This is a genomic window from Nocardia pseudovaccinii NBRC 100343, from assembly GCF_001613225.1.
Lineage (GTDB): Bacteria > Actinomycetota > Actinomycetes > Mycobacteriales > Mycobacteriaceae > Nocardia > Nocardia pseudovaccinii.
In genome coordinates this window covers 13,472-35,204 of record NZ_BDBY01000130.1, presented here as the reverse complement: position 1 = coordinate 35,204, position 21,733 = coordinate 13,472, and the positions used below count along the sequence as shown (strand labels likewise).

At 67.6% G+C, this 21,733-nt stretch carries 19 protein-coding genes; 9 read left to right on the top strand and 10 right to left on the bottom strand.

Features of this window, described 5'->3' with window-relative positions; all coding sequences use genetic code 11:
- Positions 1 to 1,673 (top strand): DEDD exonuclease domain-containing protein (locus NP3_RS15760; RefSeq protein WP_063042022.1); only part of this gene is annotated, 1,673 nt, incomplete at its 5' end.
- Between the two features lie 5 nt (positions 1,674 to 1,678).
- Positions 1,679 to 1,954, top strand: a complete 276-nt coding sequence (locus tag NP3_RS15755; RefSeq protein WP_040688558.1) for an Lrp/AsnC family transcriptional regulator — start codon at positions 1,679 to 1,681, stop codon at positions 1,952 to 1,954.
- Between the two features lie 68 nt (positions 1,955 to 2,022).
- Here the strand turns inward: NP3_RS15755 and trpD are convergent, their stop codons facing one another.
- Positions 2,023 to 3,078 carry an anthranilate phosphoribosyltransferase gene (gene trpD / locus NP3_RS15750; protein WP_063042035.1) on the bottom strand — a complete coding sequence of 352 codons (1,056 nt, stop codon included), beginning with the start codon at positions 3,076 to 3,078 and terminating at the stop codon, positions 2,023 to 2,025.
- Positions 3,079 to 3,148: 70 nt separating this feature from the next.
- A complete protein-coding gene (locus tag NP3_RS15745) occupies positions 3,149 to 3,568 on the bottom strand; it encodes a hypothetical protein (protein WP_063042020.1) in 420 nt (139 codons plus the stop codon).
- Between the two features lie 221 nt (positions 3,569 to 3,789).
- On the opposite strand from NP3_RS15745, the gene ctaE reads away from it, so the two are divergent.
- The 4 genes from ctaE to qcrB all read left to right on the top strand — a co-directional run bounded on the left by ctaE (position 3,790) and on the right by qcrB (position 8,243).
- Entirely contained in the window at positions 3,790 to 4,401 is a 612-nt protein-coding gene (gene ctaE / locus NP3_RS15740; RefSeq protein WP_040688563.1) for an aa3-type cytochrome oxidase subunit III, read from the top strand.
- 62 nt (positions 4,402 to 4,463) lie between these two features.
- Positions 4,464 to 5,345 carry a cytochrome bc1 complex diheme cytochrome c subunit gene (qcrC, locus tag NP3_RS15735; RefSeq protein ID WP_084508623.1) on the top strand — a complete coding sequence of 294 codons (882 nt, stop codon included), beginning with the start codon at positions 4,464 to 4,466 and terminating at the stop codon, positions 5,343 to 5,345.
- Between the two features lie 23 nt (positions 5,346 to 5,368).
- The gene (qcrA, locus tag NP3_RS15730) at positions 5,369 to 6,544 is read left to right on the top strand and encodes a cytochrome bc1 complex Rieske iron-sulfur subunit (protein WP_063042034.1); all 1,176 of its coding nucleotides are present in this window, start codon (positions 5,369 to 5,371) and stop codon (positions 6,542 to 6,544) included.
- 73 nt (positions 6,545 to 6,617) lie between these two features.
- Positions 6,618 to 8,243, top strand: a complete 1,626-nt coding sequence (gene qcrB, locus NP3_RS15725; protein WP_063042016.1) for a cytochrome bc1 complex cytochrome b subunit — start codon at positions 6,618 to 6,620, stop codon at positions 8,241 to 8,243.
- A gap of 49 nt (positions 8,244 to 8,292) precedes the next feature.
- Here qcrB and NP3_RS15720 read toward each other — a convergent pair whose 3' ends face one another.
- Positions 8,293 to 8,811 (bottom strand): polyadenylate-specific 3'-exoribonuclease AS, encoded by a 519-nt coding sequence (locus NP3_RS15720; protein WP_245720952.1) that lies wholly within the window; start codon positions 8,809 to 8,811, stop codon positions 8,293 to 8,295.
- A 107-nt stretch (positions 8,812 to 8,918) separates the two neighbouring features.
- Between NP3_RS15720 and NP3_RS15715 the strand changes: the two genes are divergently transcribed.
- Positions 8,919 to 10,304 carry a class II 3-deoxy-7-phosphoheptulonate synthase gene (locus NP3_RS15715; protein ID WP_063042014.1) on the top strand — a complete coding sequence of 462 codons (1,386 nt, stop codon included), beginning with the start codon at positions 8,919 to 8,921 and terminating at the stop codon, positions 10,302 to 10,304.
- Between the two features lie 48 nt (positions 10,305 to 10,352).
- On the opposite strand, the gene pknB is transcribed toward NP3_RS15715, so the two are convergent.
- Positions 10,353 to 12,314 carry a Stk1 family PASTA domain-containing Ser/Thr kinase gene (pknB, locus tag NP3_RS15710; RefSeq protein WP_218024861.1) on the bottom strand — a complete coding sequence of 654 codons (1,962 nt, stop codon included), beginning with the start codon at positions 12,312 to 12,314 and terminating at the stop codon, positions 10,353 to 10,355.
- Positions 12,315 to 12,599: 285 nt separating this feature from the next.
- Between pknB and NP3_RS15705 the strand changes: the two genes are divergently transcribed.
- On the top strand, positions 12,600 to 12,968 hold the full coding sequence (locus NP3_RS15705) for an Rv2175c family DNA-binding protein (protein ID WP_040688576.1): 369 nt from the start codon (positions 12,600 to 12,602) through the stop codon (positions 12,966 to 12,968).
- A gap of 4 nt (positions 12,969 to 12,972) precedes the next feature.
- Here the strand turns inward: NP3_RS15705 and NP3_RS15700 are convergent, their stop codons facing one another.
- The 4 genes from NP3_RS15700 to NP3_RS15685 form a co-directional block, all read right to left on the bottom strand.
- The gene (locus tag NP3_RS15700) at positions 12,973 to 13,911 is read right to left on the bottom strand and encodes a phytoene/squalene synthase family protein (protein WP_063042010.1); all 939 of its coding nucleotides are present in this window, start codon (positions 13,909 to 13,911) and stop codon (positions 12,973 to 12,975) included.
- Positions 13,908 to 15,611, bottom strand: coding sequence for an alpha-(1->6)-mannopyranosyltransferase A (locus NP3_RS15695; protein WP_157124341.1), 1,704 nt, complete (start codon positions 15,609 to 15,611; stop codon positions 13,908 to 13,910). The genes NP3_RS15700 and NP3_RS15695 overlap by 4 nt, the downstream gene beginning before the upstream one ends.
- 79 nt (positions 15,612 to 15,690) lie before the next feature.
- Positions 15,691 to 17,274, bottom strand: coding sequence for a phytoene desaturase family protein (gene crtI / locus NP3_RS15690; protein WP_063042006.1), 1,584 nt, complete (start codon positions 17,272 to 17,274; stop codon positions 15,691 to 15,693).
- Between the two features lie 24 nt (positions 17,275 to 17,298).
- The gene (locus NP3_RS15685; protein ID WP_063042004.1) at positions 17,299 to 18,432 is read right to left on the bottom strand and encodes a polyprenyl synthetase family protein; all 1,134 of its coding nucleotides are present in this window, start codon (positions 18,430 to 18,432) and stop codon (positions 17,299 to 17,301) included.
- Between the two features lie 175 nt (positions 18,433 to 18,607).
- On the opposite strand from NP3_RS15685, the gene NP3_RS15680 reads away from it, so the two are divergent.
- Positions 18,608 to 19,636, top strand: a complete 1,029-nt coding sequence (locus NP3_RS15680) for a methylenetetrahydrofolate reductase (protein ID WP_084508624.1) — start codon at positions 18,608 to 18,610, stop codon at positions 19,634 to 19,636.
- Positions 19,637 to 19,735: 99 nt separating this feature from the next.
- Here NP3_RS15680 and NP3_RS15675 read toward each other — a convergent pair whose 3' ends face one another.
- Together NP3_RS15675 and NP3_RS15670 are read right to left on the bottom strand one after the other, a co-directional pair.
- Positions 19,736 to 20,887 (bottom strand): LLM class flavin-dependent oxidoreductase, encoded by a 1,152-nt coding sequence (locus tag NP3_RS15675; protein ID WP_063042002.1) that lies wholly within the window; start codon positions 20,885 to 20,887, stop codon positions 19,736 to 19,738.
- On the bottom strand, positions 20,884 to 21,690 hold the full coding sequence (locus tag NP3_RS15670) for a DUF1684 domain-containing protein (protein ID WP_063042000.1): 807 nt from the start codon (positions 21,688 to 21,690) through the stop codon (positions 20,884 to 20,886). Before NP3_RS15670 ends, NP3_RS15675 begins: the two co-directional genes overlap by 4 nt.
- Positions 21,691 to 21,733: the final 43 nt, after the last annotated feature.

Genomic DNA, 21,733 nt, shown 5'->3' with positions numbered 1-21,733 from the left:
TCGAGACCACGGGCACCAGCCCCGAAGGCGACGCCATCACCGAGATCGGTGCGGTGAAGGTGCGCGGCGGTGAGGTGCTGGGGGAGTTTGCGACCCTGGTGAATCCGGGAAGGGCCATACCGCCCGCGATCGTGCAGATCACCGGGATCACCACCGCGATGGTCTACGAGGCCCCCCGGATCGAGGCGGTGCTGCCGGGTTTTCTCGAATTCGCCAAGGGCGCGGTGCTGGTCGCGCACAACGCCCGCTTCGATATGGCCTTCCTGCGCGCCGCGGCGGCCCGCATGGATACGTCGTGGCCGAGCGGGCCGGTGGTGTGCACGGTGAAGCTGGCGCGGCGCGTCCTCGCCCGTGACGAGGCCCCCTCGGTCCGGCTCGGGGTGCTCGCGCCGCTGCTCGGTGCGGGCACTCAGCCGAACCACCGCGCACTCGACGATGCGAGGGCGACAGTGGACGTGCTGCACGCCCTCATCGGACGGGTCGGCAATCTCGGCGTGCACAGCCTGACCGAACTGCTCGACTATCTGCCGAATGTCACACCGCGCCAACGTGCGAAGCGGGTGCTCGCCAATGATCTGCCGTCGAGTCCGGGCGTCTATCTCTTCCGCGGGCCCTCCGACGAAGTCCTCTATATAGGGACGGCCGTGAATCTGCGCCGACGCGTGCGTAATTACTTCACCGGATCCGAGACCCGCGGCCGGATGAAAGAGATGGTCTCCCTTGCCATCCGGGTCGACCATGTGGTGTGCGCGCACGGTCTGGAGGCCGGGGTGCGCGAGCTGCGGCTGATCGTCGCGCATACGCCGCCTTATAACCGGCGGTCGAAATTCCCGAAGCGCGGTTGGTGGATAACGCTGACCGACGAACCTTTTCCCCGATTCGCGATCGCGCGCACACCGACCGCGGATGCGTTGGGGCCCTTCCCTTCCCGGATGGACGCGAACGACATCGCGCTGACCATCGCGGAGCACAGCGGCCTGCGCACCTGCACCGCGCGACTGCCGCGCGAGGGTCGCCACAACTGTCCGCCCGCGGTGGTCGGCGGATGTCCGGCGGCCGTCAGCGGCACTCCTATATATAGGGAGGAATACGAGCCCGCCGCCGCGGCCGTCCGAGCGCTGTTCGCGGGGCATTCCGACGCGGCGCTGCGGGCCATGCTCGACCGCATCGAAACCCATTCGCACGCAGAACATTTCGAGGCCGCCGCCCGACTGCGCGACCGGACCGTCGCGGTGGTGCGGGCGCTGCACCGTACCCAGCGACTCGCCGCGGTGGCGCGGATCGCCGAACTGATCGCGGCGCATCCGGACGGTGCGGGCGGTTGGGAGTACGCGGTGATCCGCTATGGGCGACTGGCGGGGGCAGGCACCTCGGCGCGGAGTGTTCCGCCCATGCCGGTGATCGAACGCATCGTCGCGGCATCGGAGACCGTACTGCCGGATCCGGTGCCGCCGTTGCGCGGCGCGTCGCCGGAGGAGGTCGGTCTGGTGACGCGATGGTTGGGGCGGCCGGGGGTCCGGATCGTGCGCACGAGTGAGGGATACGGCGAGCCGATCCGACGTGCCGGACGCTGGGCCGGATGGGCGGATGTCGCCGATGCGGCCGCACGGGCCCGGCCGCACGGGCCGGAGACCGAACTCGCGGAGTACAAGGGCGGTGACCGCCTAGGCTGACAGCCATGATTACCGCGATCGTGATGATCCAGGCCGAGAACGCCCGCATTCCGGAGACCGCACAGGCGGTCGCCGACACCGTGGGCGTGACCGAGGTCTATTCCTGCGCGGGCGATGTCGACCTGATCGCGATCGTGCGGGTGCGCGACCACGAGGAGATCGCCGAGGTGGTGACCGGCCGGATCGACAAGACCCCCGGCGTCGCCCGCACCACCACCCACATCGCCTTCAAGTCCTACTCCAGCGCCGACGTCGAAGCGGGCTTTTCCCTCGGCGAGTGAGCCGTACTCAGCTCTGTACCGCCACAAGAGGTCTGCCGACATGCGGCGCACGATGAGCGCCGCGGCGGTCAGTTGTCGCCGAGGGTGTTGGTGAGCTTGGCCCAGCGATCGAGCAGGGCCGCGGATCTGCCGGTGTCGATGGCTTCGGCGGCGCGATCGATGCCCGTGGCGATGGCGTCGTGGATATCGCCGTTCGGATCGCCGACCCCCTGAGACAAGTCGTAGGCGACGATGGCGGCGGCGGAGTTCAGCAGTACGGCATCGCGCACCGGGCCCGCGCTACCCGCGAATACGCTGCGTGCGACACCCGCATTGACCTCGGCGTCGCCGCCGCGCAACGCGTCCAGCTCGACGCGCGCGATGCCGATGCGGGTCGGATCGATGGTGGTTTCGCGCAGTTTTCCGCCCGACACCACCCACGCTTCGGTGGTGTCGGAGGTGGTGATCTCGTCCAGGCCGTCATTGCCGCGCACCACGATGGCGCTGGCGCCGCGCTCGGCGAAGACCCCGGCGATTACCGGCAGTAGTTCGGGGAACGCGCAGCCGACCAGCCCGGCCCGCGGTTGCGCGGGGTTGGTGAGTGGGCCGAGCACATTGAAAACGGTGGGGATGCCGATTTCCTTGCGGGCCGGACCGGCGAAGCGCAACGCGGGGTGGAACAGCGGCGCGAAGCAGAAGCCGATGCCGACCTCGCGCACGCAGCGAGCGACGGCCTCGGGGCCGAGGGCCAGCTTCACGCCCAATGCCTCCAGCACGTCGGCGCCACCGCTCTTCGAGGAGGCCGCGCGATTGCCGTGCTTGACCACGGGCACACCGGCCGAGGCCACCACGATCGAGGACATCGTCGAGATATTCACCGAACCGGACCGGTCACCGCCGGTCCCGACAATGTCCACCGCGTCACCGTCGACGTGCACCAGGCGGGCGTGGCCGAGCATGCCCGCGGCCATGCCGGACAGCTCGGTAGGAGTCGGGCCCTTGATCTTCATCGCGACACCGAATGCGGCGATCTGCGCCTGCGTCGCGTTGTCGGTGAAGATCTCGTCGATCACCCAGGTCGTGTCGTCCGCTGCCAGATCGCCGCCATCGGCAAGGGTCCCGAGTACTTGGGGCCAGCTGCGCATGTCCACTTCTCCTGTCACCACTGGTTCGCGCACCAGTCTGTCGCGATAGAGCGTAGTGGTCGAGACGTTATTACCGCTGCGCGGTCGGGGAACCCGGTTGCAGGGCGTCCCAGCCGTCCGTGACGCCGTCGTGGCGCTGGGCGAGACCGACCATCCTGGCCCGCTCCTGCGAACAATGCAGTGCGTCGAGCAGTTGAACCCGCTGCAGGATCAGCGATTCCAGTTCGTGTGGACCTTCGGTGCGTGGCGCCGCGGCGTAACCGTCCTGGGCTGCGATCGCACACACCTCATCGATCCGATCGGGCGGAATGCGCAGGTGATGGCGCAGCAGCGCGGGCTCGTCGGCTTTGAGAGCCGAGGCGCGCGCGAGTGTTGTCGAACACGCCTCGGAGTCATCGAAGCACTCCGCTACGACTACTAGATCGGTACGGGTCGGATCCAGCGGTTCGGGTTCGTTCCCGCCGAACAGCCGTTGCCACCAACGCGTCACATCCGCCTCCTGATCTCAGCTTTTACTTACCAACGCCTGCCATGCACGCCAAGGGAGTCACACAGGTCGTCCCACCTGCCGCGCCGCAGCTGCGCGCGCTCGTGAACAACACGCCGTCCACCTCGGTCGAGACACCATCTGTCCGTGCGTTTTCCGACACGGGAGGACAAGTTTCGCACCCGGGTACTTGTGTCGTACTACGACGAGTCATACTTACCCCCGTGACGACCGCAGTAGGGACCCCAGGATCGGCCATTACTCAGCGTGTGCATTCGCTGAACCGGCCCAACATGGTGAGCGTCGGTACCATCATCTGGCTGTCTAGCGAGCTGATGTTCTTTGCCGGGCTCTTCGCGATGTACTTCGTCGCGCGCGCCCAGGCCCACGGCAACTGGCCGCCGGAACCGACCGAGCTGAACCTGAAGCTTGCCGTGCCGGTCACCACCGTGCTGGTCGCCTCGTCGTTCACCTGCCAGATGGGTGTGTTCGCGGCGGAGAAGGGCGATGTGTTCGGCCTGCGCCGCTGGTACGTCGTCACCCTGATCATGGGTGCCTTGTTCGTGGCCGGTCAGGGCTACGAGTACACCAACCTGGTCAAGGAAGGCACCTCGATCTCGAGCAGTGCCTACGGCTCGGTGTTCTACATCACCACCGGTTTCCACGGTCTGCACGTCATCGGCGGTCTGATCGCCTTCGTGTTCCTGCTGGTCCGCACCAAGGTCAGTAAGTTCACCCCGGCACAGGCCACCGCCGCGATCGTCGTCTCGTACTACTGGCACTTCGTCGACATCGTCTGGATCGGGCTGTTCGCCACGATCTACTTCGTCCGCTGAGTCGAGCCAGTACCCCCAAATCTTTTGCACAAGTCGGTTCCGTCTACTCCAAAGGGACACAGATGAGTTCATCTCCCCCGTCAGCGCCAGAGCCCGCCAGCCCCAGCGCGGCGATCAGCGGCCAAGATGTCGCGGCCAGCAAGACGCGCAAGCAACGCCGTATGCGGCGTCGCATCGCGGGTGGGCTTGCGCTGTTGGTGGGCCTCGTCGGAGCCGGATTCCTCGCCACCGCGATCACGCCGGACCCCCAGGTCGCGACCGCGCACGAGGACCAGTCCGCGCTGATCCGCGACGGTAAGCAGCTCTACGAGACCTCCTGCATCACCTGCCACGGCGCCAACCTGCAGGGCGTGCCCGACCGCGGTCCGAGCCTGATCGGCGTCGGCGAGGCGGCCGTCTACTTCCAGGTCTCCTCGGGTCGCATGCCGCTGGCCGCCAACCAGGCTCAGGCCACGCGCAAGCCGCCGAAGTTCGATGCCCATCAGACCGACGCCCTCAGCGCGTACGTCGCCGCCAACGGGGGCGGCCCCTCCGTGGTGCGCGACGCCAACGGCGAGATCGCGCAGGAATCGCTGCGCGGGCCGGACATCGCTCGCGGTTCCGAGCTGTTCCGGATGAACTGCGCGTCCTGCCACAACTTCACCGGCCGGGGCGGCGCGCTGTCCTCCGGTAAGTACGCGCCGCCGCTGGAGCCCGCCAGTGAGCAGCAGATCTACGCCGCGATGCTCACCGGCCCCGAGAACATGCCGAAGTTCTCCGACCGGCAGCTGAGCCCGGAAGAGAAGCGCGACATCGTCGCCTACGTCAAGAACGCCACCGAGGAGAAGAGCCCCGGCGGCTGGGATCTCGGCGGGTTCGGTCCCGCGACCGAGGGTCTGGCCATGTGGGTGGTCGGCATCACGCTCGTCGTCGGCGCCGCGATGTGGATCGGATCACGTTCATGAGCGAAAGCAAGGAGCCAACTGACATGGGTCGGCCGGATGAGGGCCACGACGGCGCGGAGCCGTCGAACGAGCAGGTGAACACCACACCGGCTGAGCCCACCGAGGAAGAACTCGACGCGATGTCGCGCGACGAGCTGGTCAAGCTCGGCACCGAGCGCGACGGCGTCGACGTCGCCTACCGGCGCGAGCGGTTCCCGGTGCCGGGCACCCGCGCCGAGAAGCGCGCCGAGCGGCAGGTCTCGTTCTGGTTCGCGGTCTCCGGTATCGCCGCCGCGGTCCTGGTCGGGGTGTTCTTGTTCTGGCCATGGGAGTTCAAGGGCTCGAACGAGGAAGGCCACACCGCCTACTCGCTGTTCACCCCGCTGGTCGGCCTCAGCCTCGGTATCGCCGTGCTGGTCATCGGCGTCGCGGTCGTGCTGATCCGCAAGAAGTTCATCCCGGCCGAGCTGTCGATCCAGGTGCGCCACGACGGGCCCTCGCCCGAGGTCGAGCGCCGCACCCTGGTCGCCGAGCTGCAGGACGCGCTGGACACCTCCACGCTGGGTCGCCGCAAGATGATCACCCGCACCGCGGGCGCCGGTGTCGGCGTGCTCGGTATCGGTGCGCTGCTGGTCTTCGTCGGCGGCATGATCAAGAACCCGTGGGCCAAGGGCGACAAGTCGCCGCTGTGGGTCTCGGGCTGGACCCCGGACTTCCCCGGCGAGACGATCTACATCCGTCGCGACACCGGTCGCCCCGAGGACGTCATGCTGGTGCGTCCCGAGGATCTGGACGCGGGCGCGATGGAGACGGTGTTCCCGTGGAAGGAGAAGTGGCGCGGTGACGAACACGCGACGCTGCAGTCCCTGCGCGGTATCCGCAACGCCGTCATGCTGATCCGGCTGCGCACCGAGGACGCGCAGAAGGCCATCAAGCGCAAGGGGCAGGAGAGCTTCAACTACGGCGACTACTTCGCCTACTCGAAGATCTGTACCCACCTCGGTTGCCCGACGTCGCTGTTCGAGCAGCAGACCAACAAGATCCTGTGCCCCTGCCACCAGTCGCAGTTCCTGGCGACCGAATGGGGTAAGCCGGTCTTCGGTCCCGCCGCTCGCGCACTGCCGCAGCTGCCGATCACCGTTAATTCCGAGGGCTACCTGGTCGCTGCGGGCGACTTCATCGAGCCGCTCGGACCGGCCTACTGGGAGCGTCGTTCATGAGCGAACGAAGTGAGCGAATCATGTGCCAGCGTGCAGGGCACATGCCGGAACCGAGCGCTAGCGAGGTGGAGGCATGAGTCCTTCAGCCGCAGCCCAAGCCAACTCCGCGGACGAGCGGTATCGCGCCGCGGCGTTCGTGAAGCGGTCGATCAACAAGGTCTTCCCGACCCACTGGTCGTTCCTGCTCGGCGAGATCGCGATGTACAGCTTCATCATCCTGCTGCTGTCGGGTGTGTATCTGACGCTGTTCTTCGATCCGTCGATGAGCGAGGTCGTCTACAACGGCGCCTACCAGCCGCTGCGTGGTGTGACCATGTCGCGGGCCTACGAGACGGCGCTGAACATCTCCTTCGAGGTGCGCGGCGGTCTGTTCGTGCGCCAGGTGCACCACTGGGCCGCGCTGCTTTTCGCGGCCTCGATCATCGTGCACCTGTTCCGCATCTTCTTCACCGGTGCGTTCCGCAAGCCGCGTGAGGCGAACTGGGTCATCGGCTGCCTGCTGCTGATCCTGGCCATGTTCGAGGGCTTCTTCGGTTACTCGCTGCCCGACGATCTGCTCTCGGGTACCGGTCTGCGGGCCGCGTTCGGCGGTATCACGATGAGTATCCCGATCGTCGGCACCTGGATGCACTGGCTGATCTTCGGTGGTGACTTCCCCGGCGACATCATCATTCCGCGCCTGTACATCGCGCACGTGCTGCTGTTCCCTGGCATTATCCTGGCGCTGATCGCCGCGCACGTCGCGCTGGTCTGGTACCAGAAGCACACGCAGTTCCCCGGCCCTGGCCGCACCGAGAACAATGTCGTCGGTGCGCGCATTGTGCCGGTGTTCGCCTCGGATCAGGGCGCGTTCTTCGCCTTCACCCTCGGCATCGTGGCGATCATGGCCGGTGTGCTGCAGATCAACCCGATCTGGAACATGGGTCCGTACAACCCCTCGCAGGTGTCGGCGGGTTCGCAGCCCGACTTCTACATGATGTGGACCGACGGTCTGGCGCGTCTGATGCCGCCGTGGGAGCTCTACCTCGGTCGCTACACGGTGCCCGCCGTGTTCTGGGTGGCGCTGATCATGGGTCTGGTGTTCACGGTGCTGATCCTGTACCCGTGGATCGAGAAGCGCCTCACCGGCGACGATGTGCACCACAACCTGCTGCAGCGCCCGCGCGACGTGCCGGTGCGCACGGCGATCGGTGCGATGTCGATCGGTTTCTACGTGGTGCTGACGCTCTCGTGTGTCAACGACATCCTGGCGCTGAAGTTCGACATCTCGTTGAACGCCACCACCTGGATGGGTCGCATCGGCCTGCTGGTCGTGCCGCCGGTGGCGTACTTCCTCGCCTACCGGTTCTGCATCGGTCTGCAGCGCAGTGACCGGGCGGTGCTCGAGCACGGCATCGAGACCGGTGTGATCAAGCGTCTGCCGCACGGTGAGTACATCGAGGTGCACCAGCCGCTGGGCCCGGTCGACGATCACGGCCACCCGATCCCGCTGGAGTACCAGGGCGCGACGGTGCCCAAGAAGATGAACAAGCTGGGTTCGGCCGGTAAGCCGGGCACCGGTAGCTTCCTGCGCGCCGACCCGCCGCACGAGATCGAGCAGGCCTTCGAGGACGACCACGCGGAAGAGCACAAGCAGCTCGCCGTACTGCAGAAGGTTCAGGAGAAGGCGAACGGTCAGAACGGTAAGTCCGCGCACTGACAGACAAAGTAAAGGCCCCGAGTCGAATTCGACTCGGGGCCTTTCGCCTTTATAGGGAGACTCGGCGGCGGGCTGCCTCGATGGCCTCGAATTTGGCCAGGTTGTGGCGGGCGTCGGCGAGTGCGTCGTGGGCGTCCGGGGGGACCGGCGGCAGTTCGGGACGACCGTGGGCCTCCCAGTGTTGCCGCAGCTCGTTGGTGTAGCGGGGTAGGGCGTTGGGCAGATCGATCATGGAGCCCCAGAGCTGGCACAGGGCGACGTGGTCGTAGGCGGCCACCCAGGCCCACAGTTCGGGGGTGACGCTGGGCCGCGGGACCAGGAATTCGTAGAGGTCTTTGCGAATCTGTTCGCGGCTGCGCCAGCGCGGAGAGGCGGGCGGCGGAAGCTGCGGAAGCACGTACCTGCGTACCCACGGACCCGCTCGTTCGGGATCGAATTCGGTTGAGACCGCGTAGTATTCGCGGCCGTCCTCGCAGACCACACCGATCGATACGAGGTCGATGGTCGACCCGTCCTCGATGAATTCGCAGTCATAAAAATATCGAAGCGAGATCGGTCTCTCCTCCAAAGATCGGTACGGTGCGGCGTTACTGCCCGGCAATTCACCCTAGGTGGGCAGAATCCACCCCTAATACCGGGTACCTGCATGCTTCGGGGTGTCCGTATTCTGAACGAGTGAACTGGACCGTCGACGTACCCATCGATCGCCTGCCGGAGCTGCCGCCGCTGCCCGCCGAGCTGCGGAGGCGGCTGGACGACGCGTTGGCGCGCCCGGCGCTACAGCAGCCGGGGTGGGATCCGGAGCAGGCGGCAATGATGCGGACCGTGCTGGAGAGTGTGCCGCCGATCTGCGTACCCGCCGAGGTGGAAGAGCTGCGCGGGCAGCTCGCGCAGGTCGCGCGCGGCGAGGCCTTCCTGATGCAGGGCGGTGACTGCGCGGAGACCTTCGCCGACAACACCGAACCGCATATCCGCGGCAATATCCGCACGCTGCTGCAGATGGCCGTCGTGCTCACCTACGGCGCCAGCCTGCCGGTGGTCAAGGTCGCGCGCATCGCGGGGCAGTACGCGAAGCCGCGCTCCTCGGATACCGACTCGCTCGGCCTCAAGTCCTACCGCGGTGACATGGTGAACTCGCTGGTCGCCGATGCGAAGGTGCGCGAACACGACCCCTCGCGACTGGTGCGCGCCTACGCCAACGCCAGCGCGGCGATGAATCTGGTGCGCGCGCTGACCGGGGCGGGCATGGCGGATCTGCACCGTGTGCACGACTGGAACCGCGATTTCGTGGCCCAGTCGCCCGCGGGTGCGCGCTATGAGGCGATGGCCGGGGAGATCGACCGCGGTCTGGCCTTCATGACCGCCTGCCGGGTGAACGATCCGAGCCTGCAGTCGGCCCGCATCTACGCCAGCCACGAGGCGCTGGTGCTGGACTACGAGCGCGCCATGCTGCGCCTCGGCCAGAATCCGGCGGGCGAGCCGGTGCTCTACGACCTGTCCGCGCACTTCCTATGGATCGGCGAGCGCACCCGTCAGCTCGACGGCGCGCATATCGCCTTCGCGGAACTGCTGGCCAACCCGATCGGCCTCAAGATCGGCCCGACCACCACGCCGGATCAGGCGGTCGAGTACGTCGAGCGGCTCGATCCCAATAACGAGCCGGGTCGGTTGACCATCGTCTCGCGCATGGGCAATAACAAGGTTCGCGACGTGCTGCCGCCCATTATCGAGAAGGTGCAGGCGACCGGGCACCAGGTCATCTGGCAGTGCGACCCCATGCACGGCAACACCCACGAGGCCTCCACCGGCTACAAGACCCGGCACTTCGACCGGATCATCGACGAGGTGCAGGGCTTCTTCGAGGTGCACCATGCACTCGGCACGCATCCCGGCGGTCTGCACATCGAACTGACCGGTGAGGATGTCACCGAATGCCTCGGCGGCGCACAGGACATCTCCGATCTGGATCTGTCCGGTCGCTACGAGACCGCATGTGACCCTCGGCTGAACACCCAGCAGTCACTGGAGCTGGCCTTCCTGGTCGCCGAAATGCTGCGCTGACCAAGGTCTTCCGAAAGGAGCGCCGCGACATGCGGCGCTCCTTTGTCGTCAGGGCAGCGCGGTCAGCGAAACGGTACTGCCCGCCTCGACATTGGAACCCACGCCAGGAACTTGGCCGATCACCACGGAACTGTCGGACGGGGCGAGCTGACGCACCGCCACCACCAAGCCGAGCGCCTGCAGCTTGGAGCGGGCGTCACCGACGCTCGAGCCGACCAGCAGGGGCACCTTCACGGCATTCGAGACGACCAAGGTGATGCCGTCGCCGGACTGGATCGTGGCGCCCGCGGCCGGTTCGGTGGCGATGACCTTATCCGCCTCGACGGTGCGGTCGTACTGAGTTCTGGTCTCGCGCACCGTGATTCCGGCCGCGGTGAGCACCTGATTCGCTTCCCCGGTGGTCTTGCCGCGCACATCGGGCATCTTCACCGGCTGAGATCCCTTGCTCCGGTACACCTTCACCTGCGCGGCCAGCGGCAGGACGGTGCCGGGCGCCGGATCCACCTTCGCGAAGGTGCCCTTGGGTGCGGTGCTGCCGGTTTCGCCCGCGTCCACCGGTTGCAGTCCGGCATCGCGAATGAGCTGGTTGACCTTCGAAATGTCGTCGCCCGCTTTGATATCCGGCACCCGGGGTTTGCCGCTGGAGATCAGCACGGCCACCGTCGAACCCTTGGTGACCTTGGATCCGGCCGAGGGATCGGTGCCGACCACGCCACCGACCGGGATGGTGTCGGAGGTCTTCTGTCTGATCTCGGTGTCGAAACCGGCATCCGCCAGCGCCGAAATCGCGCTGGCCTGATCCTTTCCGGCCACCGAAGGGACGGCCGAGTAGCGCCCGATGCCCAACCACCAGCCGCCGATCCCGACCAGCAAGGTCAGGACCGCGACGATGGCGACCCAGAGCAGGACCGTGCGGCGCGATTTGGTCCGGTCGTCCGCGAAGGGGGACGGCTGCGGCGAATGCGATGGTGCGTAGTGATCGCGGTAGGTGTCCGGCGGCCCGTAGTTATCGGGCGGACCGTAGTCGGGCACCCGTGGCCGCGCCGCGGTGACGACCTTGGTGTGCTGCTCGGACTGTGGTGGCGGTGCCGCGGCCCTGGCCTGCGGCGGGGTCGGTGTGGCAACTTTGAAGCTGGCGCTGAGATGTTCGGCCGACTCCTGGGGTGCTGGCACCCGATACGGCGGCAGATTCAGCGCGACCCCGATCGAATGCAGTTCGGCCGCCATCTCGTTGGCATCGGCGAAGCGATGCGCGGGTTCGCGGTTGGTGGCCCGCGCGATCAGCTCGTCGAACTCCCGCGGGACACCGGAGATGAATTCACTCGGGCTGGGCACATCGTTCTCGATGCGCTGATATGCCACCGATAGCGAAGTGTCGCCGGTGAACGGGACCTGGCCGGTGAGCAGTTCGAAGATGAGGATGCCGAAGGAGTAGACATCGCTGCGGGAATCGGCGGTGCCCGCGGTCACCTGTTCGGGTGACAGGTACGCGGCGGTGCCGAGAATTACGCTGGCCGAGGTGGTGTTCGCGGCTGCGACGGCACGCACCAGACCGAAATCGGCGATCTTGACCTCGCCGGAATCGGAGATCAGCACATTCTCCGGTTTGATATCGCGATGGATCAGGCCCGCCGAATGCGCGACGCCGATCGCGGCCAGTACCGGCTCGGCGACCGCGCGCACCGCATGCGGAGGCATCGGACCGCGTTCGCGCAGCAGCTCGCGCAGCGTGCCGCCCTCGACCAGCTCCATGATCAGGAACGGATACTCGCCGTCCACACCCTGGTCATAGACCGCGACCAGGGACGGATGCTTGAGCTTGGCGACCGCGCGCGCCTCGAATTCGAACCGGGTGAGGAACTGGGGATCGGCGGCGAACTTGGGATCCATTACCTTGATGGCGACCGGACGGTCCAGACGGGTATCCACCCCGCGGAAGACCATCGACATCCCGCCCCGCGCGATCGGCGCGTCGATGCGGTAGCGCCCCTCCAGGATTTGCCCGATCAAGTGATGTCCTCCGGCTTTCACAAACTTCTCACCCCTCGCTCCGATGCGACAAGCGATTGACCGCCTCGCGCGGCCCGCTCACGATCGTAGCCGTGTCGAATCGCTGTGTTTTCGGCCGCGCGGGCGCGGCGTGTTCGCGGCCCCCTGGTCTCTCGCGTCCGAGCCGTCGAGACTCGCGCCTGCGTCGCGCAACCGATGGTTCGTGGCCACCAGGGTGTCGAATCGCGCGGGAACCGTCCAGGGTGTCTCGAGCCACGCGGCGCGGGACCGTCTACCGTTATCCGGGTGAGTGCATTTCCTTGCAGTGACGATGTTCTTCCCCAGTCGGAGGCGGTGATCCCGCTGCCCGAGGTGGCCGACAAGCTCGGGCTCGTGGTGACCCGAGTGCATCAGATGCTGCGCGACCACCAGTTGCTCGCCCTGCGCCGCGATGGAGTGGCAGGCGTGCCCGAGCGATTCTTCGACGATACCGGTGCGATCGTGAAGTCGCTGCCGGGCCTGATCACCGTCATGAAAGACGCCAAGTACACCGACGAGGAGATCCTGGAGTGGATCTTCACCGACGACGAGAGCCTGCCCGGTAAGCCCGTCGACGCATTGCACGGCCCGCTCGCGCGCGAGGTCCTGCGCCGCGCCGCAGCCGAGCCGTTCTGAGTAATTACCTGCGCAGCGCGGCGGTGGTGAATTCCGCCGCCGCGACACGCAGACGTCGGTGGCGGGGGACCACGGCGCGGCGCGCGAATACCGCGTAGTCGGAGTGTTCGATTTCATCGAGAATGCCGGAGTAGAGCGTGCTCGCGGTGCGAATGGCCGGGCGCACACGGGGGTCGAGTAGGTCGATGCCCGGGTTCGCGAAGCGGTAGCGGTCGCGGTTGATCGCGATCAGGTGGGCCAGTGCGCGGCGGACCCGCTGGTCGGTGTGGCCGACGCGGTGGCAGTGGGCCAGCAGGTCTACGTTCACGCCGAAGGCCGCGAGTTCGTCGGTGGGGAGGTAGATCCGGCCCCGGTCCAGATCCTCGGCGATATCGCGCAGGAAGTTGGTGAGCTGAAAGGCTTCGCCGAGGGCGGCGGCGGCGGGTTCGGCCTCGGCTACCGTGCCGACCGTGCCGAGCACCGGCAGCAGTTGCAGACCGATCGCGGCCGCGGAACCGCGCATGTAGTCGCGCAGTTCGGTCATGGTGGCGTAGTCGGCGCGGAAGTGCGCGGTTCCCGGCACATCCATGCGCATGGAGTCCAGGAAGGTCCAGAAGTGCTGGGGCGCAATGTCGTAGCGCTGGATGGTGTCGGCCAATGCGGCCAGTACCTGGGTGCGGCGGTCGGTGGGAGGCGTTGCCTGTTCCAATGCGACGCGCAGTTGTTTCTCGACCAGATCGAGTTCGCCCGCGGGGCCGTGTTCGGCGTCGTACGCCGGATGATCGACGATGTCGTCGACCATGCGTGCGAAGGCGTAGAGCGCGTGCACCGCGGGTCTTCGTGGTGCGGACAGCAGGCGGGTGGCGAGGAAGTAGGTGCGTCCGTGTTCGGCGGCGATCGCTCGGCAGACGCGGTATGCCGCGGCCAGTTCCGAGGCGCGGGCGGGTAGCGCGACCTCGGTCATGACCGGGTGACGGCGACCGGATTGCTCTCCGGTGGGGTGGCGCGCAATCGCAACGGGTCGACCCGTCGCAGTGACAGGGCCGCGACCACGGCCGCGAACGTCGCGGCGGCCACGTGCCCGAAGCTGTAGAGCCCGATCGAGCCGTCCGGCTGGAAGACCAGCATCAACCAGGTGCACAGCCCGACCAGCACCATCAGCGTGGTGGTGGACAGTGCGAACCCGGCGGCCAGCGCCAGCGGCCAGGAGTAGTACCAGGGCAGTGCGGCGGGCGAGAGGATGACGATGGCGACGAAGGCGATGAGGATGCCGAAGACCGCCTCGCGCTCGCTGTGCCGGAACCGCCACCAGGTCCACGCCAGCACGGCGATCAGCGCCAGCGCGCAGAGTGCGCGGGTCACCGCGAGCACCGGATCCATCGGGAACGGTGTCACCCAGCGGACCATATGCGCCATGATCGTCGGCAGCGACAGCCAGTTGATGATCTTCTTCGAGCCCGACAGCGCGGTCAGCCAGCCGATGCCGACCCCGGCGATGGCCGAGGCGGCCACGAAGACCACCGCGAACACGCTCAAGCCGAGTCCGGCGATCTTGGCGAACATCAGCGCCGGATGCGGTACTTCCGCACTCGGTCGCGCGGGTTCGGCCTCGCTCTCGACGTGCTGGGGCGCACCCGGTGATTGCGCGGCGCGTTGCAGCGCCCGGCGTTCACGTTCGTGCAGCATCCAGATCCACACCAGGAACGGCAGTGCGACACCGGCGGTCGCCTTGATGGCGACGCCGATCGCGACGACCACGATGCCCGCCACATGATGGCGCTCCAGCACGAGTGCGATACCCGCGCACATGAGCCCGACCATGAGCATTTCGTTGTGCACGCCGCCGATGAGGTGGATCAGCACCAGCGGGTTGAGCACCGCCAGCCACAGCGCGACCGTCGGCTTACCGCCGAGATGTTTGGTCAGATACGGCACCGCCCACATCATCAGCGCCAGTCCAGGTAACATGACCAGCCGCAGCGCGATGGTGCCCGCGACCACGTTATCGCCGGTGATCGCGGTGATCGCATTGCCGAGCAGCAGGAAGATCGGACCGTATGGCGCGGTGGTGGTGGTCCAGACCGGGCTCACATTGTCGAGCAGCACGCCGGGATTGGCGACCGGCGGGGAAACGTAGGGATCGAAGCCGTCGCGTAGCAGTGCGCCCTGGGCCAGATACGAATACGCGTCCCGGCTGAACATCGGCACCGCGAACAGCAGTGGGAAGATCCAGATGCCGACAATCGCGCGCAGCTCGTTCAGCGTGACCCCGGCGTCGGGCCGATCGCCGAATCCGATCGTGGTGCGACCAAGGCGCACCCACGCGGTGATCATCAACAGCACACCGACCCAGATGACCATGGTGGACAGCACATAGCCGTGCCCGAATCGCAGCCAGGACAGATGCATCGCCTCGAGCAGCGGATCGCGCTTGCGCACGCTACCCGCGCCGAATCCGCCGAAGGTGATCATCAGCGCGCCGAAGAAACCGAGCAGCGCCGAATGTCCCTCGGGGCTGCGGGCGAAGTCGGCGGTGGTCCGCAGCCAGGCCCGGAACCCGTGTTCGTCGACGGCCCGCGGTGCCTGGCGCGCCGGGACGCTCGACGGACGCGCCTCGTCTTCGGTCGCGGTGATCGAGTCGTCGGTGGGCGCGGGGGCCGTCATCTCAGGGGGATGCATGTGGTGTCGGTCCCCCCGGAGTGGTCGGCGGTCGCAACCGCAGGCTGATAGGTCGGCCGTTAGTTTATCGGCTCGCCGGGAACACTATCCCGCTGGTGCGTGGGGATTCATCCCGAGTGGCTCGCGTGGTGCCGATAATTCGGTTTGCCGCCAGTTTTCCGGATAGCAAGGTGGTTGGCACGCCGACACCCGGAGTGGTGCCACAACCGGCGATAACCACGTTGTCGCTACCACCGGAAAAATTGCGCGGACGAAATGGGCCGGTTTGCCGGAACAGGTGCGCGGCGGAGAAGGGTGTGCCCGCCAGCATGCCCTGATCGCGCCAGGTGCCGGGTGTGTCGAGATGATCGACGGTGAAGTGTTCGGCGATGCCGTGGTATCCGCGTTCGGCCAACACATTCAGGAGTTCACGCAGGTATGAGGGGCCGAGCCGGTCCCAGTCCAGCGGTGCGGCGTCCAGGTTGGGGCAGGGGGCGAGCAGTGAGAACGGCTCGTACCTGCCGTCGGCGCGGTCGATGTAGAGCCCCGGATCGGTCAGCGCGGGCCGGGTGAGCAGCAACGACGGGTCGCTCATCAAGCGCCCGCGGCCGGGGCGGGTGGCGATCTCGTCGAAGGTTCCGTTCCAGGCGTCGCCGAAATCGATGGTGTGGTGGGCCTGGATCGGCCAGGTCTCGGCAATCGCGGCGGGGATGGTGCCGTGTGCGACGACGGCGGACGGTGCGGCGCGTAGTCGACGGCGGCGGCGCACGCCGAAGCGCTCGAACGCGCCGAGGTCGGCGGTGAGCACCACCGCGTCGCAGTCGAAGGTGCGGCCGTTCGCGGTGCGGACCTGCCTGGCCCGCCCGCCCGCGTATTCGATCCCGGTGACCTCGGTGTTCAGCTCGAGTGCGCCGCCCGCCGCGGTGAAGGCGTCGGCGAGTGCGGCGGTGATGGCGCGCATACCGCCCTCGGGGAAGTAGACGCCCAGCGAGGTGTCCATATGCGGGATCGCGCCGTATACGGCCAGTGCCTTGGCCGGGGCCACGCCCGCGTAGAGCGCCTGGAAGGTGAACAGCCGGGCCAGGCGTGGATCGCGCAGGAAGTGGGAGACGCGCGGGCCGAGCCTGCCGAATCCGCCCAGACGCACGAGGGTGGCCAGTGCGCGGCGCTTGGCCGGATGTCGGACCATATCGAGCGGCGAATCGAAGTTCGTATCCATGAACTCGGTGAATTCGGCCCGGTAGATCTCCGCGAGCCAGTTGCGCAGCCGTCGGTAGCGCAGTGCCTCGTCCGCGCCGCAGACCCGGGCCACTTCGATGGCCATCGCCTCGGGATCGGCGTAGACGCGAATGGTGGAGTCGTCGGCGAAGCGGGCGTGATAGCTGGGGGCGAGTTGGTGGATGCGCAGTGGCGGAGTGCAGGTTTCCGGGGTTGCGCCGACGGCGGCGAGGGCATCGGCGATCAGCTCCGGCAAGGTGAGTACCGTTGCGCCGGAGTCGATTTCGTAATCGGGCCCGCGGTACAGGCCGACTCTGCCGCCGGGATGATCGGCGCGTTCCAGCAGGGTGACGGTGCGCCCGGCCCCGGTCAGATACAGGGCGGCGGCGAGGCCGGATAGGCCCGCGCCCACCACAACGACGCGATCGGTCGGTCCCGCAACGGTTTTCATGTGGATCTCCTCGCGCGGTCGCGGCTAGTGCGTGCGACTCGTCGCGGCCAGGGCCATGGCGCGCAACCGCTCCTTGGCATCGGGCGTGGCGGTACTCGAGGCCAGTGCGGCCAAGCCCTGTTCGGTGAGTTCGGTGATGCGGCGCTCCACCTCGTCGACCGCGCCGAGTTCGGTGATCACCGCACGCAACCGCTCGACCTGGTCCGCGGTCAGATCGGTGCCGATGCTGGTGCGCAGCAGGTCGGCGGCGGCCGGGTCGGTGGCGTCGGCGCGCTGCAGCGCCTCGGCGACCAGGACGGTGCGCTTGCCCTCGCGCAGGTCGTCGCCGGAGGGCTTGCCGGTGACCGCCGGGTCGCCGAAGACGCCGAGCAGATCGTCGCGCAGCTGGAAGGCGATGCCGATATCGGTGCCGAAGGTCCGGTAGGCCTCGATCAGATGCGGATCGGCGTCGGCGAGTGCCGCACCCAGGTGCAGCGGGCGCTCCACGGTGTAGGCCGCGGTCTTGTAGCGGTTGATGCGCAGCGCCGCCGCGACGGATTCGTCACCCGCCGATTCACCGTGGATATCGAGCAGTTGCCCGCCGAGCACCTCGGTGCGCATCAGCGCCCAGACCGGTGCGAAGCGGCCGAGGGCGGCGGCGTCGAGTCCGGCGGCGTGCACCATGTCATCGGCCCAGGCCAGCGCCAGATCGCCGACCAGGATGGCGACCGAGGTGCCGAAGTGTTCGGCATCACCGGCCCAGCCGTGGTCGCGGTGGCGCTGTTCGAAGTCGACGTGCACGGTGGGGAAGCGGCGGCGGGTGCGCGAAGAGTCGATGATGTCGTCGTGCACCAGCGCGCAGGCCTGCACCAATTCCAGTGCGGCACAGGCGTTCAGGACGGCGGCGGCGTGCGGGCCGGTGGGATCGCCGCCCGCGCCGAGCCAGCCGGTCCAGGCGAAGGCCGGGCGGGTGCGCTTACCGCCGCGCAGCACGAACAGTTCGAGCGCTTCCGCGGCCTGGACGAAAACCGGACCGAGCGGCTCGACTATCGGGCGTCGGGTCAGGAAGAAGGCTTTGAGCGCATCCTCGACCGCCGCGACGAATCCGGGGGTGCCCGGCGCGGGCGGGGCGGGGTGAGGCGTCTGGATACCGGTTCCGGCGGACAGGGGAGCCTCCAAGGTCGTGCGGGTGCTGGTGCGCGGTGGATCGTGGGCGCTATAGGTACTTCGGTGCCGGACGGTGGGCGTCGCGCGTGTCGTTCCGGCGATTGCGAGCGTGTCGCTTGCTCGCAGAATACGCGTACGGTTGCGACGACCTGACGGCCCGGTGACTGCCCACCACTACACTGAACCGGTGACTTTCGATAACGTGCGGGGACGTTCGACCCCTGGCCGGCCGTCCCCGACGCCACCGATCGTCTCTGGAACACCCTCGGTTGTACAGAGTCTGCGGACCCATTCCGGGGGTTCGGTGCCCTTCTCGGTGGAGTTCAATCCGCCGCGTGACGCCGCGGGCGAGGCGCGGCTGTGGCGCGCGGCGCGCACCTTCGAGCGCATGCATCCGGCCTTCGTCTCGATGACATACGGCGCAGGCGGTACCACTCGTGACCGCACCGTGCGGATCACCGGCGCGCTGGCCGAGGAGACCACGCTGCTGCCGGTCGCGCATCTGACCGCCGTCGAGCACAGCGTCGCCGAACTGCGCTCACTGGTCGGCGCGTACGCCGATTCGGGCATCCGCAATATCCTCGTGCTGCGCGGCGACCCGCCCGGCGATCCACTCGGCGAATGGCGCAAACATCCCGAAGGCGTGGCCTACGCCGAGGAACTGGTGCGCATCGTGCGCGACCTCGGTGACTTCCATGTCGGCGTCGCCTCGTTCCCGCAGGGCCACCACCGCTCTCCGGATCTGGAGCACGACACCGCCTACTTGGCCGCGAAACTGCGTGCGGGCGCGGAGTATTCGATCACCCAGATGTTCTTCGACGTCGAGCATTATCTGCGGCTGCGCGATCGCATCGCGGCCTTCGACCCGATCGAGGGCGCGAAGCCGATCATTCCGGAGCTGATGCCCATCACCTCGCTGCGCACGGTGGCGCGCGCCGAGGAACTGTGCGGACGTCCCCTGCCGCCCGCGGTCATGGGGCGCCTGCGCAAGGCCGCAGGTGACGGGCCGGAGGAGAACAATGCCGCGGTCCGCGAGGTCGGCATCGAAATCGCCACCGAAATGGGCCAGCGCCTCATCGATGAGGGCGCACCCTGCCTGCACTTCATCACGCTGAACTTCGCCAAGGCCACCGGCGAGGTCCTCACCAACCTCGGCTACGGCGTAACCGCCGCCCCGAGCCTTGTGCCCGTCGTAGGAGCCGCACCTGACAGTTAGGTACGAGTTGGGCATACCCGACAAGAAGTCACCGAGGGTAGTCGAATGGCGCCTCTAGCAGCAGTCCGGAGCGACCATTCGACTACCCTCGGCGGTGGTTCAGGCGGCGCGGGGCGCGCGTAGGCCCCAGGTATCGGCGAGGAGGCGGTGGGATTCGAGGCGGTCCTCGTGGCGGTGCGTGATGCTGGTGACGAGGAGTTCGTTCGCGCCGGTGACCCGCTGCAGGGCCTGCAGGCGTTCGACGACGGTGCGCGGGCTGCCGACGAATTGGGTGGCGAGGCGGTCGTCGACCAGTCGGCGCTGCTCCGGCGTCAGCGCGGTGGCGGTATCCGGATCGAGGTAGTCGGCGGCGCCCGCACCGCTGCGGATGCTGTGCACCCAGTGACCGTAGGTGGCGGCCAGATGTCGGGCGCGCGCGTCGTCGGGGGCGACGACCACGTCCGCGGAGATCACCACATACGGCTCGGCGAGCTCGGCCGAGGGGCGGAAGGCCGCCCGATAGGCCGTGACCGCATCCAGGGCGGTGCCGGGGGAGACGTGATAGGCCGCGGCGAAGGGCAGACCGAGTTTGCCCGCCAACTCGGCGCTTTCGCTGGCCGTACTGCCGAACAACCACAGTTCGACCTGTGCGCCCTCACCCGGAACCGCGTGCAGCGCAATGCCTTCGGCGCTCTTGTAGGTGCCGTTGAGCAGGGCGCGCACCTCGTCGACCTGGTCCGGGAAGTCCGGTGCCTGCGCGCCCTGCTGTTGTAGTGCGCCGAGCGAGGCGATGAACCTGGACCTGTCGGTGATCCGTCCGGGATCGAACGGCGGCGGAACCACCACGCCGTCGCGGACCTCGGTGCGCCCGGTCACGGTATCGACGACCGGGTGACCGCCCTTGGGATGGGCGGGCTGCGCGCCGAACTGAGTGCGGCGATGGCCCGATCGGCCTAGGCCGAGGTCGAGCCGTCCCGGGTAGAGAGCGTCGATGGTGCCGAACGCCTCCACGATCGATGCCGAGGTGTGGTGGCCGACCTGAACCGCCGCCGAGCCGACGCGAATCCGGGTGGTTGCCGCGGCGACCAGGCCGATCAGCGTGATGGAGGAGGAACTCGCCACCGAGACGAAGTGATGTTCGGCCAGCCAGTAGCGGCGGTAACCCCACTGCTCGGCGTGCTGGGCCAGATCGATGGTGTTGCGCAGGGCCTGCTGTGCGGTGGATCCGGCGCTGATCGGGGCCAGATCGAGGATGGAAAGCGGGATCGTCATGCGGACCGTCCCAGGCGCGGATGCTGCTCGCCCGCTTCGATGGCGACCCGCAGCCGGTTTTCCGCGGGTGCCAGCGGGCAGGTGGCGAAATCGGTGAAGGCGCAGGGCAGATTGGCCGCCCGGTTGAAATCGAGACGCACGGTCCCATGGGCGTCGGGTGCTTCGACGGCCAGCGAGCGGGCCGCCGGGTAGGTGGTGACGCCGCTGGTGGCGTCGGTGAACAGCACCCGCAGGTTGGTCGGCTCGCCGAAGGCGATGACGCGCTCGGTGACCTCGCCGATGCTGAATTCGATGGTGCCCGAGGCGGTGTGGTGATGCTCGAGTCCGTCGATGACGGCGCCGGTAGTGATCGTGCGCGGCTCGTCGAACGGTTCGAAGCGACCCTCGACCACCCAGTGCTGGTCCGGGGCATAGGCCGGGATGCCCTCGAAGCTCAGCAATGTGGGTGCGGCGGGGTCGTGCACGCGCACGGCGTAGCGGCCGCTGCGGCGAATCACCTCGAGTACCCGATGCTCGTGCAGCACCTCGAGTCCCGGCGCGCCTTCTGTGGGTATGACGATCTGAACGCCCGCGATGTCGCTGCCCTCGAACCGCAGGCGGTCGGCGGGCTGAGCGGTGATGAACACCTTGTCGTCGGTGACCCACCAGGTGCCGGGGAGGTCGGGCAGGCGCTCGGGTTGGTCGGTGAGCCAATGCAATCCGGTCAGGCTCAGGAAGCCGAGCGGATCGCGCAACTGGTCCTCCCTGGCGTGATGCCAATGCGCCCACTCGGTTTCGAAAAGACTGGTGATGCTGGTCGTCATGACGCTCTGACTCCTTCGAGTGTGCGGTTGCGATGGGGATGGC

Coding starts and splice junctions, on each gene's coding strand:
- NP3_RS15755 (WP_040688558.1), top strand. CDS start 1,679: ATGATTACCGCGATCGTGATGATCCAGGCCGAGAACGCCCGCATTCCG.
- trpD (WP_063042035.1), bottom strand. CDS start 3,078: ATGCGCAGCTGGCCCCAAGTACTCGGGACCCTTGCCGATGGCGGCGAT.
- qcrC (WP_084508623.1), top strand. CDS start 4,464: ATGAGTTCATCTCCCCCGTCAGCGCCAGAGCCCGCCAGCCCCAGCGCG.
- qcrA (WP_063042034.1), top strand. CDS start 5,369: ATGGGTCGGCCGGATGAGGGCCACGACGGCGCGGAGCCGTCGAACGAG.
- qcrB (WP_063042016.1), top strand. CDS start 6,618: ATGAGTCCTTCAGCCGCAGCCCAAGCCAACTCCGCGGACGAGCGGTAT.
- NP3_RS15700 (WP_063042010.1), bottom strand. CDS start 13,911: ATGACCGAGGTCGCGCTACCCGCCCGCGCCTCGGAACTGGCCGCGGCA.
- NP3_RS15695 (WP_157124341.1), bottom strand. CDS start 15,611: ATGACGGCCCCCGCGCCCACCGACGACTCGATCACCGCGACCGAAGAC.
- crtI (WP_063042006.1), bottom strand. CDS start 17,274: ATGAAAACCGTTGCGGGACCGACCGATCGCGTCGTTGTGGTGGGCGCG.
- NP3_RS15675 (WP_063042002.1), bottom strand. CDS start 20,887: ATGACGATCCCGCTTTCCATCCTCGATCTGGCCCCGATCAGCGCCGGA.
- NP3_RS15670 (WP_063042000.1), bottom strand. CDS start 21,690: ATGACGACCAGCATCACCAGTCTTTTCGAAACCGAGTGGGCGCATTGG.